The 16,420-nt window shown below is 37.3% G+C and carries 15 protein-coding genes and 1 pseudogene; 8 read left to right on the top strand and 8 right to left on the bottom strand.

From position 1 onward, the window contains the following. The gene (locus FJR38_RS03680) at window positions 1–2,319 is read right to left on the bottom strand and encodes an ATP-binding protein (protein ID WP_168535455.1); all 2,319 of its coding nucleotides are present in this window, start codon (window positions 2,317–2,319) and stop codon (window positions 1–3) included. 407 nt (window positions 2,320–2,726) lie between these two features. Here FJR38_RS03680 and FJR38_RS03675 point away from each other — a divergent pair, with 407 nt between their 5' ends. Genes FJR38_RS03675 through FJR38_RS28085 form a run of 4 tightly spaced genes read left to right on the top strand, consistent with a single transcriptional unit; the run spans window position 2,727 to window position 6,592 of the window. Beyond that, window positions 2,727–4,403, top strand: a complete 1,677-nt coding sequence (locus tag FJR38_RS03675; RefSeq protein ID WP_254449332.1) for a CBS domain-containing protein — start codon at window positions 2,727–2,729, stop codon at window positions 4,401–4,403. Then, entirely contained in the window at window positions 4,388–4,783 is a 396-nt protein-coding gene (locus FJR38_RS28090) for a PAS domain-containing protein (protein WP_371418139.1), read from the top strand. The genes FJR38_RS03675 and FJR38_RS28090 overlap by 16 nt, the downstream gene beginning before the upstream one ends. After that, complete coding sequence (locus FJR38_RS03670) at window positions 4,753–4,989, top strand: PAS domain-containing protein (protein WP_371418132.1); 237 nt, start codon at window positions 4,753–4,755, stop codon at window positions 4,987–4,989. The genes FJR38_RS28090 and FJR38_RS03670 overlap by 31 nt, the downstream gene beginning before the upstream one ends. Further along, complete coding sequence (locus FJR38_RS28085) at window positions 4,907–6,592, top strand: PAS domain S-box protein (RefSeq protein ID WP_371418138.1); 1,686 nt, start codon at window positions 4,907–4,909, stop codon at window positions 6,590–6,592. The genes FJR38_RS03670 and FJR38_RS28085 overlap by 83 nt, the downstream gene beginning before the upstream one ends. Here FJR38_RS28085 and rdgB read toward each other — a convergent pair. Continuing rightward, a complete protein-coding gene (rdgB, locus tag FJR38_RS03660; protein WP_168535449.1) occupies window positions 6,570–7,160 on the bottom strand; it encodes an RdgB/HAM1 family non-canonical purine NTP pyrophosphatase in 591 nt (196 codons plus the stop codon). The two genes, FJR38_RS28085 and rdgB, sit on opposite strands and share 23 nt — an antisense overlap. Before the next feature lie 152 nt (window positions 7,161–7,312). Here rdgB and FJR38_RS03655 point away from each other — a divergent pair, with 152 nt between their 5' ends. Together FJR38_RS03655 and FJR38_RS03650 are read left to right on the top strand one after the other, a co-directional pair. Then, window positions 7,313–7,534, top strand: coding sequence for a hypothetical protein (locus tag FJR38_RS03655; protein WP_168535447.1), 222 nt, complete (start codon window positions 7,313–7,315; stop codon window positions 7,532–7,534). Next, complete coding sequence (locus FJR38_RS03650; protein WP_217359973.1) at window positions 7,531–7,827, top strand: type II toxin-antitoxin system VapC family toxin; 297 nt, start codon at window positions 7,531–7,533, stop codon at window positions 7,825–7,827. Before FJR38_RS03655 ends, FJR38_RS03650 begins: the two co-directional genes overlap by 4 nt. A 115-nt stretch (window positions 7,828–7,942) precedes the next feature. Here FJR38_RS03650 and FJR38_RS03645 read toward each other — a convergent pair whose 3' ends face one another. The 3 genes from FJR38_RS03645 to FJR38_RS03635 form a co-directional block, all read right to left on the bottom strand. After that, a complete protein-coding gene (locus FJR38_RS03645; protein ID WP_168535445.1) occupies window positions 7,943–9,385 on the bottom strand; it encodes a phosphoglucomutase/phosphomannomutase family protein in 1,443 nt (480 codons plus the stop codon). A 143-nt stretch (window positions 9,386–9,528) separates the two neighbouring features. Further along, on the bottom strand, window positions 9,529–10,170 hold the full coding sequence (gene purN, locus FJR38_RS03640) for a phosphoribosylglycinamide formyltransferase (RefSeq protein ID WP_168535444.1): 642 nt from the start codon (window positions 10,168–10,170) through the stop codon (window positions 9,529–9,531). 9 nt (window positions 10,171–10,179) lie between these two features. Further along, entirely contained in the window at window positions 10,180–11,115 is a 936-nt protein-coding gene (locus FJR38_RS03635; protein ID WP_168496100.1) for a type IV pilin-like G/H family protein, read from the bottom strand. 83 nt (window positions 11,116–11,198) lie between these two features. Here FJR38_RS03635 and FJR38_RS03630 point away from each other — a divergent pair, with 83 nt between their 5' ends. Further along, window positions 11,199–12,086: a carbohydrate ABC transporter permease gene (locus tag FJR38_RS03630; RefSeq protein WP_168535442.1), complete on the top strand. Its 888-nt coding sequence runs from the start codon at window positions 11,199–11,201 to the stop codon at window positions 12,084–12,086. Window positions 12,087–12,241: 155 nt separating this feature from the next. On the opposite strand, the gene FJR38_RS03625 is transcribed toward FJR38_RS03630, so the two are convergent. From FJR38_RS03625 to fraC, 3 genes and pseudogenes are all read right to left on the bottom strand, one after another. Next, window positions 12,242–13,021 (bottom strand): ABC transporter permease, encoded by a 780-nt coding sequence (locus FJR38_RS03625; protein WP_168535440.1) that lies wholly within the window; start codon window positions 13,019–13,021, stop codon window positions 12,242–12,244. A gap of 26 nt (window positions 13,022–13,047) precedes the next feature. Continuing rightward, a complete protein-coding gene (gene fraD, locus FJR38_RS03620) occupies window positions 13,048–14,058 on the bottom strand; it encodes a septal junction protein FraD (RefSeq protein WP_168535438.1) in 1,011 nt (336 codons plus the stop codon). Window positions 14,059–14,110: 52 nt separating this feature from the next. Next, window positions 14,111–14,648 (bottom strand): annotated as a pseudogene (gene fraC / locus FJR38_RS03615) (filament integrity protein FraC). A 590-nt stretch (window positions 14,649–15,238) separates the two neighbouring features. On the opposite strand from fraC, the gene FJR38_RS03610 reads away from it, so the two are divergent. After that, window positions 15,239–16,375, top strand: a complete 1,137-nt coding sequence (locus FJR38_RS03610; RefSeq protein ID WP_168496110.1) for a cob(I)yrinic acid a,c-diamide adenosyltransferase — start codon at window positions 15,239–15,241, stop codon at window positions 16,373–16,375. Window positions 16,376–16,420: the final 45 nt, after the last annotated feature.

Here is a 16,420-nt window from a genome sequence, read left to right as displayed (position 1 = left end):
TTAATTGGATACTATTGTTTCTGTTGATTGTTCATTTATGGCTTCTTGCAGAAACTCACGAACTTTAACAATTTTATAACCACGCAGCATTAGAGCAATTTTATCTACAAAGTGGCGGTATTTTTCACTTTTTTGAACTAGCACTTCTAGCTCTTGCTGCATTGCTTTAATTTGTCCTTGCATGGCATATTCTAATAATGTACTTAAATCAGAGGCTGGAGGAACAAGTATTTCTGTATTTATATTGTCCTCTGATGATTTAGCATTGATTGTTTCTGACTCTGTATACATCCAATCCAGATGGAGATATTGAGCTAATATACGATAAAGTTCTTCTGCTTGTACTGGTTTAGGTAAGAAATCTTGTCCACCGACTGACAAGCTGGCTTGACGATCAGCATCCAATACACTAGCAGAGGAAATAATCACAATGGTGTTTTGCAATTCGGCTAATTGACGTAATTGGATCAGCATTTCCCACCCATCCATAATTGGCATTTTCAGATCAGAAATGATCAGATCAGGAGGATTTGCTAATGCCTTTTCTAAAGCTTCTTCCCCATTTTTTGCTTCTATAATGATAAAACCCAAGGGAGTAAGCAAACTCATAAGTACAGAGCGATTTTCCCAGCGATCATCAACTACTAAAATTTGCTTACGCTGTCCAGAATATCCGACAATTCGCCCCAGGTTTGTGATAGTGTTAGCTTTAGCCCAATCATCTGCTAAAGGACACTGGAGTTCAAATTCAAATATACTCCCAATTCCCAATTGACTGCGAACTTGCAGACTACTACCCATCATTTCTACAAAATTTTGACTGATAGCTAAACCTAAACCAGTTCCTTCTGCTTGTCGTTTTGATGTTCCTACTTGTTCAAAGGGCAGAAAAATTTTTTCTAGTTGATCTGAATTCATCCCAATACCTGTATCTTCAATTTGAAAGTGGAGTTTGACGGTAGATACAGAATTTGTAGATGATGTAAATGATTCTGTTATATTTTCACTAAGAATAACTCTAAAAATGATTTTTCCTCTATCTGTAAACTTGATGGCATTACCTAAAAGATTGAGTAAAATTTGTCTAACCCGCTTTTCATCAACAATGACTCCTGATGGTAGATTTTCTGGTGTTTGGTAAATAAAATCGAGACTTTTTTGCTCGGCTTTGATCTGTGCAACTGCTACTACCCCTTGTAATAAAGATGGTAAATAACAAGGTGCGGGGTAAAGTGCCATTTTTCGAGCTTCAATTTTGGCAAGATCGAGGACATCATTAATCAAGGTAAGTAAGTGAGCGCCACATTCATAAATTACCCCAACTCCCCGTTGTTGTTCTGAACTTAGTGCTGTGCGGGTGAGGATTTGAGCATAGCCTAAAATGCCATTTAGAGGTGTACGTAATTCGTGGCTCATGTTGGCAAGAAACTCGCTTTTAGCTTGATTTGCCGTATCTGCTACTTCCTTGGCTACTTCTAATTGCTGGGTATATTCTTGCTGTTCTTGTAGCAGTTGTTTAACTCGTTGAATCAGTTGGTTTAAAGATATAGCTAGTATGCCGGTTTCATCGTTGATATCTGTTGGTAATTGCAGATCAAAATTTGATTCGCGGGTGACTTGTTGAGCTATGTTTGTGACAGATTGAATGGGTCGGGCGATCGCTCGACTGATGTAGAATGCCAAAATAATAGCGATCGCAATTGATAGTCCTAGCCCCATAATAATAATCTGGGTGCGTAAATGTTCGGCTTCGATAAGAGCTAATTCTGCTGCACCTTGTCTTTCTACTGATTGTTCATAAAAACTTCTTAACTGATCTGGAAATTCGATAAAAGGAACAAATTCTGGACTTTTGACTATTGCAACTACTAGCTTTTCTGCTTGTGCTGCTCCCTCTGGAATAGTTGTCAGTGGCTGAATTTCTTGAGTAAATTCTCGCGCTTTTTGTGCAAATTTACTAACAGTCACTTCATACTTTTCTAGTAAAGGTTGTAACCCCTCTAGAGTCACTGGTTTCCCTGACTTATTGTGATTATGAAGCAGCAACCGAATTTGTTCCACCCGATTAATTAATTTGCTACTTTCGCGTTCAAAGGCTTCGGGATTTTGTAAATATGGTGAAAGTTGCTTGGCTGGCCGATTGTACAAAACATCAACCTGCAATGTACTCAGCAGGTTACGCTCTTTTGAAGCTATTTGACTGGCTTGTAAAGCTTTCTGTTGATAATAGTTACCTACAGTTAGTCCAATGATAGTTCCCCCTAGTGCTATTCCTAGAGATACTGCATACCCATAAATAATTTTGTTTTTAATACTCATAAGACCTCACGGTATGGGGGAAACTCAGTGCTGCTACTAGCTCTAGCCATAAGTCATTTTTTAGTATTTACACTGATACTCTACTTACTTGATTACCCTTATAATTAGATACAGTAAGCAATTATTAACGCAAAACTACTTGTATCTATGGTAGGTTGACAAAGAAACCCAAATCTGTGCTTTTTACTATAGCATTTGTATATACACATACCCACCAGAAAACGTTGAATTTAAGATTTATAAACTGGCAAAAAGTAGTAAATATTTCTATTACTTTCATTAATGAAAAAATTCCCGGTCATAAATTACCTAAAGTGCAACCATTAGAAAAATTGCAAATTAGTATTTGCATAATAAATAATCCCTAAATAAAACCCAGATCAAATATTCAGAGATGATGACAAGTTATGTCTATAAAAAATTTTTCTGTATCAGATATAGAGTCAACTATTCTCACTTCTCCTTTAACACTTTCTGCTGACACTCCAGTAATTGCAGCAGTGCGGTTAATGAGTCAAGTTCGAGAAACTTGTCATGTCACCTTAGCATTGGTGCAATCAGATGTTAATTTGTTAAATTATTCAGAACAAGCCAGTTGTATTCTTATAATTGAGAACGAAAAATTAATTGGTATTTTTACAGAAAGGGATATTGTCAGATGTACAGCATTGGGTTTGAATTTAGACAACACCAGTCTGGCAGAAGTAATGATTCAAAATCCAGTAACTATTAAAAAATCACAATTGACTAATATTTTTGTGGCTTTGAATTTGTTTCGTCAATACAAAATCCGCCATTTAACAGTTGTTGATGATCAGAATCATATTATAGGTTTGATCACACCTACAACAGTGCGCCAATTACTACAAGCTGCTGATTTACTAAAAATACGTACTATTGGTGAAGTCATGACTGCTGAAGTCATCCAAGCACCACCAACAATATCGGTATTAGAATTAGCACAATTAATGGCAAAGTATTCTGTTAGTTGTATAGTAATTACAGAATCAGATTCCCAACGTCAACCTATAGGCATTGTCACAGAACGAGATATTGTCCAAATGCAGGCTTTGGAATTAAATATTGTAGAACTTGAGGCTCATACTGTGATGAGTGCGCCTTTGTTTTATATGCGTCCTCAGCAGTCATTGTGGGAAGCTCATCAACAAATGCAGCAGCGGCATATCAGACGTTTAGTAGTCGTAGACGAGTCTAATGAACTACTAGGAATTGTCACCCAAACCAGCATACTTTATTCTCTTGATCCAGTGGAGATGTATGAAACTATTAATTTTTTACAGAATAAGGTTTGTCAATTAGAATCAGAAAAAGTCGAGATTCTGCATAAGCAAAATACAGAACTAGAGATCCAAGTTCAGGAAAGGACTACAGAATTAAGACAACAAGTAAATTCAGGTCAACTCCTAGCTACCCTCTCTCAAAAAATTCGGCAATCCCTTAATCTAGAGTTTATTTTACACACTACTGTTTCAGAAATTCAGGAGTATTTACAAACAGAAAGAGTCATAATTTACCAGTTTGAAACAATATCATCTGGAAAAATTATTGCTGAGTCCCTATTACCAGGAATAAAATCTCTTCTAGAGATTAACAACGAGGATTCATGTTTTGCAGAGCGTTGGTTAGAACCCTATATTAATGACCAAGTGCGGAAGATTGATGATATTTATACTGGCAATCTTAACGAAAACTATATTCAGTTTCTAGAACAATTACAAATTCGTGCCAGTCTGATTGTACCGATTGTCCATAATAGTCAGCATTGGGGTTTATTGTGCGTTCATCAATGCTTAGAACCTCGATATTGGGACACCTTAGAAGTTGAATTACTAGAAAAATTATCTGCCCAAATTGCGATCGCTATTCAACAATCCCAACTTTATCAAGAAACACAAAAGGAACTACTAGAACGTCAGCAAGCAGAAATAAATCTGCAAAAACTCAATGAAGAATTAGAAACCCGTGTAGCTCAACGTACTGCCCAATTACAGCAAATTAATCAGGATTTATTACTAGAAATTATAGAGCGTAAACACATTGAAAAAAAATCCAAAAACAGTTAACAGCTATTGAATCTACTATTGATGGTATCGCCATTGTTCAAGATGAAAAATATCTCTATTTAAATAAAGCCCATACTGAAATGTTTGGATATGATACAGCAACAGAATTAATCGGTAAACCTTGGCAAGAAATCTATACTCCAGAAGAAATAGCCCGTTTTGAAAGTGAGGTTTTTCCGATTTTAAGTCAAGCAGGATACTGGCAAGGAGAAGCAACAGCAAAGCGACGTGACGGCAGTCTTTTTAGTGAAGAAGTATCACTAACCTTAACGAAAGATGGTGAGTTAATTTGTGTTTGTCGGGATATTACTAAAAATAAACAAGCAGAAAACAACTCCAAAAATTACTTTTGGAATTGTCAGACTTCAAATATGCTTTAGATCAATCTGCGATTGTTGCGATTACAGACTCCGATGGCAAAATTACTTATGCCAATGATAAATTCTGTGAAATTTCCCAATATTCAAGATCAGAACTCATTGGTAAAACCCATAAAATAGTTAATTCTGGTTATCACTCCCAAGAATTTTTTCCAAAACCTTTGGGCAACTATTACCAAAGGCGAAGTTTGGAGCGGAGAACTTAAAAACCGGGCTAAAAATGGAACTGACTATTGGGTAGATACAACCATAATTCCTTTCCTAGATAGTAGTGGCCAACCTTGGCAATATTTAGCTATTCGTAATAATATTACTAATCGCAAACAAACGCAATCTGATCTCCAAGAAAGTGAAGAAAAGTTCCGTGAACTGGCAGAAAATCTGCAACAAGTTTTCTGGATAACTGATCTAGAACAATCTCAAATGCTCTATATAAGTCCTGCTTACGAAGAAATTTGGGGTCGGACTTGTAAAAGTCTTTATGAAAATCCCAAATCTTTTATAGATGCTATATATGCTGATGATAGACAAAAATTTCTGACAGCTATGCAAAATAAAAAACAAGGGTTTGATGTCGAATATCGTATTATTCGACCTGATGGTTCAATGCGTTGGATTCGTGATCAAGCTTTCCCCCTCAAGTATAAAACTGGAGAAGTTTATCGAGTAGTTGGTATTGCTGAAGATATTACAAATAGCAAAGAAACCACAGTTGCCCTTGAGCAAAGTCAAAATTTTCTCCGTCAGGTTATTGATACTAATCCTAATCTTATTTTTGTCAAAGATTGGGAAGGACGATATGTTTTAGTTAATCAAGCTTTAGCAGATATTTATGGAACAACCGTTGAAAATTTTATTGGTAAAACTGACGCAGATTTTAATCCTAATTTAAATGAGGTGGCATACTTCAAATTAATCAATCAGCAAGTAATGACGACATTACAACCTTATACCATACCTGAAAGAATGATCATCAGTGCAACTGGGGAAACTCGCTATTTCCAAATTATCAAATCTCCTTTGATAGCTGCTGACGGTAAAGCCTATCAACTTCTCGGAGTATCAACTGATATTACCGAACGTAAGCGAGCCGAACAGGAAATTCAGAAAGCATTGGAAAAAGAAAAAGAACTCGGTGAACTCAAATCACGTTTTGTATCTATGACTTCCCATGAGTTCCGCACCCCTTTAGCTGTAATTTCTTCTTCAGCCGGAATTTTGAAAGATTTTGGCCACAAACTCGACGAAGCGCGAAAAACAAAACATTTAGATTGCATTCAAACTTATGTCAAACACACAACACAACTATTAGATGATATTTTATTAATTAATAAAGCAGAACATGGTAAATTAGCTTTTGAACCGGCTCTTCTCGATTTAATTCCTTTTTGCCAGCAACTAACTGAAGAAATACAATTGAGCGCCCCAAATCACACTATTCTTTTTTCTAGTAATCCTCCAACTGGTGTAAGTGGGAAGATGGATAAAAAGCTAATCCGGCAAATTTTAATCAATTTGCTTTCTAATGCTATTAAATACTCACCCCAGACTTCTACAATCAACTTCAACTTGAATATTATAGAGTCAAATGTAATTTTCAGTATTCATGATCAAGGTATTGGTATTCCCGAAGCAGACATATCTCAACTGTTTGAATCTTTTCACCGCGCTCAAAATGTCGGTAATATTGCTGGTACAGGCTTAGGGTTATCAATTGTTTCCAAATGTATTGATTTACATCATGGCTCAATCGTTGTCAATAGCGAAGTAGGCAAGGGAACAACCTTTACTGTGAAAATGCCCTTATAACTTTCCTTAATTGGGGAACTAAAGCTTTTAAAGCATTTCCCCGATGACTAATTGATTTTTTTAAATCTGTTGTCATTTGGGCAAAAGTCAATTGTTTTTCTGGTACATAAAAAACTGGATCATAACCAAAACCACCATCCCCAACAGGTGCGAATAAAATTTCACCCTGACAAATACCCTCAGATTGAATGACTATTTCTCCTTGGGGATTAGCAACAGCGATCGCACACATAAACTTAGCCTGGCGATTTTCTTGATCACCTAATTCTCTTAATAACCTAGCAATCCTTTCTGCATCACTATTCCCATAACGAGCAGAATACACCCCCGGCGCACCATTGAGGGCATCTACGGCTAAACCTGAATCATCAGCGATCGCCCAATTCCCTGTAACTTTGGCAATTTCAGAAGCTTTTAAACAAGCATTTTCTGCAAAAGTTTCTCCAGTTTCTTCCACATCCAAATCTTCCGGTTTTAAAGTTAATTCCCAATCAGAATCAGCTAAATAAGCTTGCATTTCTCTTAATTTACCGGGGTTTCCTGTTGCTACTACGAGTATTCTATTCATTATTTATATTATGTACAATGTAAAATTAACTGGTTGACGCAAATAATATTTTTTAACTTGTAGTCCCAATTGTAATTTATTTTATAGTTTTCTGTCAATACAACAAAAATAATTGTACAATTTAGATAGAATTGTTTCAAGATAGCGCAACCATGGAACAACTAATCATTAAGGTCGCTGATAAAGAAAAAGCACAGATGTTATTATCAATTATTTCTGCTTTGGATTTTGTTAACTCTGTAGAAGTAATAGAAGATAAGACCATTATATCTGATGATGAGGAAGATTTTTTCTCTTTAGCAGGACTCTGGGAAAATAGAAATATTTCTACTGAGTCAATTCGTCAAGAAGCATGGAGAAGAGAAGTTAAATGATTTTATGTGACACAAATATTCTCATAGAATTCTATAAAAACAATTCTCAAATTATCTCTGAGCTTCGTTTGATTGGACTAAATCAATTAGCGATTAGTACAATTACTCAAGCTGAATTATATTATGGTGCTATTAATAATGTGGAATTGAAGACAATTAAGAAACATTTGAAATTACTTCATATTTTTCCTGTTGATATTACGGTATGTAATCAATTCATTGAATTAATGGAAACTTATTCACTCAGTCATAAACTCAGTATTCCTGATGCCTTAATTGCCTCAACCGCATGAGTTCATAAAATTGATTTATATACTTTAAATGTTAAAGATTTTCGCTTTATTGTCGGGTTAAATTTACATTAGCAATGGGCAATAAGTAATAGTTTTACCAATTACCCATTAATGCTTAATTTGATTCTGCCCAAGTTTTTGCCCAAGCTAGAGTTTTGTGAACTTCTTCTAGGGTTGCAGCTTCACAATAAAGACGTAAAACTGGTTCTGTTCCACTAAATCTAATCATTAACCAACTTTGATCAGCCAGACGGAATTTATAACCATCAATTGTTTGACAACCGATGACTTTTTTACCTGCAATTTCTGTCAAAGGTTGGGATTGCAACTGTTGTAATAATCGCCCTCTGACTTCCATATTTGCTAAAGGTAAATCAATGCGATCATAGCTTGATGAAAAACCAGTTTGTTGTTGTAAATAGCGATAATATTCACCTAAATCCAACCCTGATTCCACCACCGCTTCCAATACATACAGCGCAGATAATAAAGCATCACGTTCGGGAATATGGCTACCATAACCAATTCCACCGGATTCTTCACCACCTAGCAATACTTGTGTAGCTAACATTCGGTCAGCAATATATTTATAACCCACTGCCGTTTCATGGATAGAAAGGTTATGTAGTGCGGCTACACGGGGCATTAAGTCCGAACCGCTGACAGTTTTAACGATTTCGCCCTGAAAGTTGCGCCGCAGGGTGAGATGGTCAATTAAGATGGGAATTAAAATTTGGGAACTGAGAAAATTAGCATCTTGATCTACTGCGGCAATGCGATCGCAATCTCCATCAAATACCAAACCCACTGTTAAACCTGTTTTCTGGGTTTCCCGGTGGGTTTTCATGACTGTAAATAGTCGTGAAAGGTACTTTGGTAAAGGTTCAGGCGCACCACCTTCAAACAGAGGATCGCGATCGCTATTAATTTCCTTAACTTGTTCTCCTAATAGTCGTGCTACTCCTCCAGCCGCCGCCCCGTGCATAACATCCACAAATAATGTTAATTGTCCCGAAGCGATCGCTTTCCTAATTTTGTCAATATCAACTTTAGCTGCTAATGCTTGACAATAACTCGGCCAGGGATCAAAGGTATTTTCCTTGCCTGGGATTGCGGCTGGTACAACTTTCTCTGATAATAAGGCTTCTATCTCTTGTGTAACTTCCTGTGGAACTGAACCACCAAAAGCACTTTTAACTTTTAATCCTAAATATGTACCAGGATTATGACTGGCTGTTACAACTAGCGCCCCTAAAGCTTGGCGTTCTTTAGCCGCCCAACTAAAAGCCGGAGTTGGCGCAAAACAGTCACTAAACAAGACATCAAACCCAACTGCGGTGACGGCATTAGCCACAACACGGGCAAACTCTTCCGCCATAAATCGGCGATCGTAACCGACAATAATTGTCCGGCTACCCACTTCAGAAAAGTAAGTATTATGTAAAACTTTGGCTGCTACAGTTGCGACTAAGGCTAGGCGTTCAAAGGTAAACTCCTCACCTATGACACCCCGCCAGCCATCTGTACCAAACTTGATTGGATTAGTTACAACTGGCATAAAAATATCCTAAATTTCTAATTGAAAATTCTAGCATTTATCATAGGGGATTTGTCAGTTGTCAGTTGTCAGTTGTCAGTTGTCAGTTGTCAGTTGTCAATTGTCAATTGTCAATTGTCAATTGTCAATTCTTGAACTGCCCCCTAGCTTAAAAGTGCGATCGCCATTGGTAAAATTCGATGTTCCTGTACTTGAATTCTCGCGTGTAGTGTTTCTGATGTATCATCTGGTAGCACGGGAACAGCGGCTTGCATTAAAATTTCTCCACTATCAACTTCTAAAGAAACAAAATGCACACTACAACCAGTAATTTTTACTCCAGCAGCTAAAGCCTGTTCTACAGCCCGTACTCCCTTAAAACTCGGTAATAAACTAGGATGGATATTAATCATGCGATTGGGAAAAGCGTCAATTAACACTTGTGTAACTAATCGCATCCATCCCGCCATAATTACGAATTCCACATCATACTGCTTTAATGTTTCGGCAACTTTACCATCAAACTTTTCCCGACTTTTACAGTCACGATGATTTAATAATACAGCTTTTACACCCCATTTGTCAGCCCTAGTTGCTGCCTTCGCCTCCGGATTATTGTAAATTAAAACTTGAATTTGGGCGTTAATTTTCCCATCTGCGATCGCTTGAGCAATCACTTCAAAATTACTCCCATTTCCAGAAGCCATTATTCCCAATTTCACAGGCTTATTTGCGGAAACTTGGTGATGATCAATATCAGGAGAAATGAGACTAGCCGTAGTATTTTTTGGGGAATCATGAATCATAAATAATGATTATTTTAACAAACTTGAACCTACTGGACATTGAACTTCCTGAGCAGCTTTTGTAGGAATTTTGGGAATGGCTGGGGGTTTAGTGGCAGGTTTAACTGTTACACAAATAGCCGTATTTGGCAATATTTCACTGTTGTTTTTTTTGATAAATACAATTCCTGTATAGCTTTTCAAATCAGGCTTTTTAGCAGTAGCTGTTTGCACAACACGCTGATTATTTTTACCTTGAGGAATAATGCGATAACGGTAATTCTCAGTTTCCGACTCAATGCCAATTTTTAGTTCTTGAATAGTGTTGGCAAACTTATTCAACTCTATAAAATAAGCCTGTTGGGCGCGATTCATTGATTTGATAATTATTTCAGCTTCAGCTTCTGGATTATTAGCTGGTTTTTCCATATTCGGATCAATTACTTCAACATTTTCTGGTAATGTTGTATTATCAGAAACCTTTGTAAACAGAGATACATCTGGAGAAAACTGATTAGGTCTAGGTTGTCCAGGATCAGTATCCTTTAGTTGTAGCCGCATTTTACCATCAGTAGTAAAATCAAAAATAGTTAAAACTGGTTTAGGATTATCAGGGAGAATAATATCCAAATACATGGGGTTTGGTGTCGAGTTAATCCGATACTCTAATGGGTAAGCAGCCGATTTTTCAGCAATCCCCATAATCAAAAATAGCTTACCATCAGCAGTGAAGAGAAAATTGATATCTAAACCTAAAGAATCCTTATTTTCCCATCGTCCCAGCAGTTTTTTCAGAATAGCGTCTTCTGAAGAATTAGCTGGTTGGGATACAGTAGGTGTTGGTGCTGTGGTCGGTTGAGCTAGTACATTTGTATGAAATGTCAATGGTAAAGCCACTAATAAGCTGTAAGTTAGGAATTTACTAGCATTTTTGAGTTTGTCAAAGTCAAGAACAAGATACGGCATTTAAGGATATTCCCATGTATTAATAGAATTTTATTTCAATATGGCGCTAATGCTATTTCTCAGTCCTATTAAATAACATAGTCATGACAACACCTCGTCCTTCTCAGATGAAACTGCTAGATAATGATACAGCCGCGGCTTGGATTTTTCTCACCCCAGCCCTGATTTTGTTAGGTTTATTTATAATTTGGCCGATTATCTATTTGTTTTACCTTAGTTTCACTGCTGGTAGTTTCACTTCTAGCGGTACTTATTGGGTAGGCATTAAAAATTACAAGCGATTGTTATTCAATGCGGATTTTTGGCAAGTTATTTTTAATACGGTTTATTTCACGATCGCTACCCTCATTCCCAGTTTAGTAATTCCACTAGGGCTAAGTGTATTATTAAATCGTGCCATTCCTATGCGGGGAATTTTACGCAGTGCCTATTTTCTCCCCTCTATTATCTCCCTTGTGGCTGCTGGCTTAGGTTTCCGCTGGTTATTTCAAGATACAGGACCAATCAATGGACTTTTATCTATGTATGGTATTGGTACAATTTCTTGGTTATCAAATACCTTTTGGGCAATGCCAGTCATTATTTTATTTAGTATTTGGAAACAAATCGGCTTTAATATGGTAGTTTTTTTAGCCGGATTACAAGCAATTCCCCTGAGTCGCTATGAAGCTGCGGAATTAGATGGGGCTAATGACTGGCAACAATTTTGGCATATTACCCTACCAGGACTCAGACCAACGGTAATATTTGCGACCATTACTACAGCAATATTTACATTACGTAGTTTTGAACCTGTTTATGTCATGACTGGTGGTGGACCATTAAATTCTACCAATTTGTTGGTTTACTATACATATCAAGAAGCATTTGGGCAATTTGATTTTGGTTATGCCGCAGCAGTAGCAACGGTACTTTTAGGAGTGACATTACTATTAGTCTATTGGCAATTAAGAACATGGGGAAATGATTAATTAGGGATAGGAGTCACCGAGTCAACAAACTGATTCATGGCGTTGCTGAATTAGGGTATGAAATTCAAAAATCAATTATTTCAAACTCTTACTCTCTGTGACTCTGCGTCTCTGCGTGAAACAAAATCATACTCTTAATCAGCAACACCGATTCATTAAAACTCCCTGCGTAAAAAGATGAGAATAGCAAATGCTAACAACATAAAACTATAAAGTAAACCATAACCAGCATTAGTAAATAATGTGATTGTGTCAGGTAATGCTTGTAAACCATAAACAGCATCATTTTTCAAATCTAATCTAGATAAATCTGGTAATAACAGATATAACCCTTGAGTGATGCGTTCCATACCTGGGTTTTCACTTAAGCGACCTAATGCCACTAAATCTTGAGTAATAGTCCCCATTAAATAGACTGCAAATGTTAAAGCTGTGGCGATAAGGGAACTGGTAAAAACGCCTAGTGTGATGGCTACAGCCGTAATTAAACATAATTGAAAGAATATGAATAGTGCAGCCAGAAAAATACTAGTAACTGGATAGGATACCTGACCAATTTGCAAAAATCCGACATAGATTATTGTCATTGTGGAAATTAAGACAGCGATAACGGCTGATAGTCCTAAGTATTTACTGGTGATAAATTCACTGCGGCTGATGGGTTTGGCAATTAATACTAAGATGGTGCGTTTTTCGATTTCTTTGTTAACTAATCCCGTACCGATAAATATAGCCACAATCAAACCAATAACATTCATGGCTGCTAAACCAAAGTCTAAAAAGATTTTATCAGCAGTAGTGGTGGCAAATTCAGGAATTGCGCGGAAAGCAATAGCCAGAAGGATTGCATAAAAACCAATAATGTAGAGGATGCGATCGCGGATCACTTCCTTAAACACATTCTTGGCCATGACAACAGTTCTAATTACATTCATGGTAGTTATTAATGTTTAATTTTCCCTTATTGTTGTGCTGGTGGAGAACCGACGATAAATGTACTTGTGCGATCGCAAGCAACCTTAGCTACTGTGGTTTTATTCTCTGTTTGTTGACTAGGATTAGATGGTTGAATCAGACAAGATTTTCTCCAGTAATATCCTTGAGCATCTGCACTTGGTCCACCCCAAATAGTTAAAATGTCTAGTCTATATCCAGATTTGATATTCACTACACGGGGTTCAACTCGCCATAGTAGTTTTTCTTTAGATTTATTCAGGTTACTTTCAATGGTTCTTCTACCTAAGTTGCCTAGTTGTTGATCAGCTTCTAGTAACCATTTTTCGACTTCTGACCAAGGTCTATTGCCAATTTGTTGATTAACTAATGGTTGAATTTTATTTAAAATCAAATCACCATTTTTTGGCTTAGGTGTTGGTGGTTCTAATCTAATTACAAAGGCACTTTTTTCAAAGTTGTCTGCACGTAAACTAGGATATTCTTTCAACCATTTATCTATGACAAAGTAAAACTGAATCCAACAACTAATCAGCATACACCAAGCTAACAAAACTACAACTTTTTGACGGTCTTGTAATTTAGGAAGTTTGGCTTTTGCAGATGTTCCTCCTGTTCCTTCAAAAAAGTTAGGTATAGCGGTGACTATGGCGGCTATTGTCGGCCAAATAACTATGGTATTAGATGTTAATACATTCTCTTGATGGCCAAAGGCAAAAACACTGACTAAAAAGCCAGTGATGATAGCCCCTATGGGCATAAAAGTTCCCGGAAATCTTAAAGGATCATCGGTAGTATACCAAGCTGTTCCTGCTAATAAAAATAGCCAACCACAAAAGGCAATAGTATCTTTTATGTAACCGACGGCAAAATATGATATTCCCCAAGAAAAAAGACTCAAGTAAATAAATGTCTGCCATGAATATGCTTTTGGTGGCGTGAACAGTTTTTGCACTCCGGCAAATAAACCTTGAATAAATTTAAATATGCCTATTACATCTTTGAATAGTGAATCCATTTGATTACCTCTAATTTATGTTGAGATGATTGTTCATGTCTTTCATCTATTTTTACCGAGAGCGAATTAAGATGATCAAGGTTATAGCACTATAACTGAGTGAATTTGCTATTAATGTAGCAGTTATGAGATTAGTATTTTGCAATTTAGCTATATTCATATAGCTTGTTCTTTGTTGTGAGGAAGCGAGTTCTATTTCTTTGGCTTTTCCTGCCTCATCCATGAAAATTATCAGGAGCTTGATCAGGATAAATTTAACTAAAAAAGTCGCTAGAAAAATAGTAAAGGATAACAGGACTATCATTGTCCCAATGCTAGGATCTTTGAGCTTATTGAAAAATATATAATTAATCAATTCTGATTTCATAGCAATAGAGAACATTGGCTCGGTTACAAAAAACACAATCCAGCCAATTACACAAGAAAAAACATTCATGGAAATAGCATAAAAAATGCTGGTTTTTTTATCAAATTTTTAGGGATTTATTCAGGACATAAGCTTCTATGGGAATGGCAGTCAGTAAGAATAATATGCCAAAAAATATTGCACCAAGGGGTAAAATTATGGGTAGTGTTAATTCTTCAGACATAGTTATAACAACAACGAGATTTTGTAATTTATAATTTATGGGAAATTGCTGACTTCTGTAGAGATGTTCTGGAGGAATGTCTCTACTGACTTATTTTTGAGTTTTTTTTACTTAGTTGTCCAGAGTATAACTGAAAGAATACGGATAGTAGGCAATTATCTCATTGTTATGGCATTTATGATCTGGGTATGCCAAGAGATTTTGATTAAGATTATTAATACATCTATCAAACTTTGATACGTAGGGATGAAGTTAGTGTAGCGTGGCGCAAGCCATACTCTTGTAAGGGCGAAGCGTTCGGTGTAAGGGCGAAGCATTCGGAAAATAAACTTGGGAAAAACCGAGAATTTGTCGCCCGAATGCTTCGCCCCTACTGGGAAAAACCGAGAATTTGTCGCCCGAATGCTTCGCCCCTACTGGAAAAAACTGAGAATTTGTCGCCCGAATGCTTCGCCCCTACGACTCCTGAACTCCTAGCCCTCACAGATATCTTTTTCCGCAAACTCTACGTAGGAATGAAGATAAAACCCCACACCCTAGACCATAGTTTCGATAAGATAAGGAATTGCCACTTTATAGCTTTTCAAAAGATGACAAGGAACGGCATCGGTATTCGCACAGCGCAAGTGCGTTCTGAGCGGCTTACAGGTCAAATTCACGTATATGATGGCATTGGGAAAGGTAAGTCCCAAGCGGCTTTAGGGGTGGTTTTGCGCTCGATTGGTTTGGGAATAAATACACCGAGTGATTCTAACCGCGTCTTACTATTGCGGTTTTTGAAAGGTCCAGAACGTGATTATGATGAGGATGGTGCGATCGCAGCTTTACAGCGTGGTTTTCCCCATTTAATCGATCAGGTTCGCACAGGAAGAGCGGAGTTTTTTGGCCATGATGAGATTACACTTTTTGATAGAACTGAAGCTGCACGGGGTTGGGATGTAGCTAAGGGGGCGATCGCATCAGGGTTATACTCGGTTGTAGTCCTAGATGAAATTAACCCGGTTTTAGATTTGGGTTTGCTACCTGTGGATGAGGTGGTAAAAACCTTAAAATCTAAACTCCAGGAATTGGAAATTATCGCTACTGGACGCGCTGCACCGCAACAGTTACTAGATATTGCGGATTTGCATTCGGAAATGAAACCCCACCATCACCCAACAGCCGCAGAACTATTAATTGAGGGGATTGAAATTTATACTGGTGCGGGTAAAGGTAAATCTACCAGTGCTTTGGGTAAAGCCTTGCAGGCCATTGGTAGAGGTATCAATCATCCTGGATCTACCCGTGTATTAATTATGCAGTGGTTGAAAGGTGGTAGTGGTTATACTGAGGATGCAGCGATCGCGGCTTTACAACAATCCTATCCTGAAGTAGTAGATCATCAACGTTGTGGACGTGATGCCATTGTTTGGCGTAATTCTCGACAAGACTTAGACTATATAGAAGCGCAGAGAGGTTGGGAAATTGCCAAAACAGCGATCGCCTCTGGTGTGTATAAAACCATCATTCTCGATGAACTCAATCCCACTGTGGATTTAGAATTATTGCCTGTAGATCCTATTGTGCAAGCTTTGCTACGTAAACCCAGAGACACGGAAATCATTATTACTGGTCGCTGTCAAAATCAACCAGCTTATTTTGATTTAGCCAGTATTCACTCGGAGGTTTACTGTCATAAACACTACGCAAATCAAGGAGTAGAACTGAAGCGAGGAGTAGATTTTTAACCGTAGGGGCGCAGGGTCTGCGCCCTCCATTGTATTTCCACTGTT

This window comes from Anabaena sp. UHCC 0253 (genome assembly GCF_009712085.1).
Classification (GTDB): domain Bacteria; phylum Cyanobacteriota; class Cyanobacteriia; order Cyanobacteriales; family Nostocaceae; genus Dolichospermum.
The sequence above is the reverse complement of the archived record's forward strand: the minus strand, read 5'-3'. Positions and strand labels throughout refer to the sequence as shown.